The sequence below is a fragment of the Mesorhizobium sp. M0590 genome, assembly GCF_040320905.1.
Classification (GTDB): Bacteria; Pseudomonadota; Alphaproteobacteria; order Rhizobiales; family Rhizobiaceae; genus Mesorhizobium.
Window position 1 is genome coordinate 1 of the sequence record NZ_JAMYQN010000072.1, and the last position, 932, is coordinate 932.

The following is a 932-nucleotide window of genomic DNA, read 5'->3' on the forward strand; positions in this document are numbered from 1 at the left end:
GCCATCCGCAAGCAGGGCGGCAATCCCTATCGCCTCGGTGCAAGCAGCGGTGCCGGGAAGGGGAGTGGCCGCTTCAACGCCCGCGGCCGCGGCGGCAAGCTGGCAGCAGAGTTGCCAAGGGATGGTGGCGGTTGGAAGCAGGACGGCAATGGCGTCCGCTTTCGCTCCCGCCGCGTCGTCGTGAAGGCGCGCGTCGTCAAGTTGCCAGGACGAGGCAAGGGGACCACCGGACGCGGCCAAAAGTTCGTGACGACCAGCAAGGCCGTCGATGCGCATCTGCGCTATCTCCAGCGGGACGGCGTGACCAGGGACGGCGAGAAGGGCAGGGTGTACTCGGCCGTCGAGGACGAGGCCGACGGCAAGGCCTTCGTCGAACGCGGGCGGGGCGACCGGCATCAGTTCCGCTTCATCGTCGCGCCGGAGGATGCCGCGGAGATGGAAGACCTGCGGTCCTTCACCCGCGATCTCATGCGGCAGATGGAGACCGACCTCAACACGCGCCTCGACTGGATCGCCGTCGACCATCACAACACCGGCCATCCGCACACCCATGTGCTGCTGCGCGGCGTCACCGACGACGGCAAGATCCTGAACATCGCCGGCGACTACATCGCCCATGGCATTCGTCACCGGGCAAGCGAGCTGGTCGAACGGGAACTCGGCCTGCAAAGCGAGGTCGAGGTCGCCCGCAAGCTGGCCAACGAAGTCGGGGCCGAACGGCTGACCCGGCTCGACCGCATGCTGATTGCCGAACAGCAGGAGCACGATGTTGTCGATCTCCGTCCCAACGCCAGCGACAGCTACACCATTTCCAGCAACCGCTACCTGCTGATCGATCGGGCGAAGAGGTTGCAACACTTCGGCCTGGCGAGCGAGATCGAGCCCGGCCGGTGGGTGATCTCCGACAGAGCCGAAAGCACGTTGCGAGGACT

General features: G+C 66.2%; 1 protein-coding gene. It reads left to right on the forward strand.

All coding sequences use genetic code 11. The features are described 5' to 3' along the window. The coding region (locus NKI52_RS32655) for a relaxase/mobilization nuclease domain-containing protein (RefSeq protein WP_502897844.1) at nucleotides 1–932 on the forward strand (932 nt) is incomplete at both ends.